Source organism: Cellulomonas sp. P4_A2, from assembly GCF_056402515.1.
Genome location: NZ_JBFUHG010000184.1, coordinates 1 through 385 on the forward strand (window position 1 = coordinate 1; position 385 = coordinate 385).

The 385-nt window shown below is 75.6% G+C and carries 1 protein-coding gene; it reads right to left on the reverse strand.

The annotated features are described in order from the left end of the window. A partial coding sequence (locus tag AC1DUE_RS20645; protein ID WP_477041266.1) for a hypothetical protein occupies window positions 1-385 on the reverse strand: 385 nt, incomplete at both ends.

A 385-nucleotide genomic window follows, 5' to 3' on the forward strand; every position in this document is an offset into this window, starting at 1 on the left:
GATTGAGCCCGACCCGGAACGCGACCTCCTCCAGATCGTCCCGGCGCGCCGGGCGCCAGCCGCCCGCGCGGGGCGCACGCACCTCGTCACCGAGCCGCGTCGCCACCCGCAGCACCGCCGCAGTGGCACACCGCTCGGGCGGACCCCATCCGGTCAGCACCACCGAGCTGCCCCGGGCGACCAGCGGAACAGCGGACTCCAGCTCCGGCTTCAGCCCTTCGGAGTCGCCCGCCGAGCAGCCGATCGGGGTGAACACGGTGAGCAGGTTGTACGGAGGGCCTTCGGGCCGGGCGGCGACGGACGGATCACCGTCGAGGAGCACCGGCAGGCCGTCCCCGGCCCGCTCGGGTCCGGGATCGGGCAGCAGCCGTTCGCGGGCCAGAGC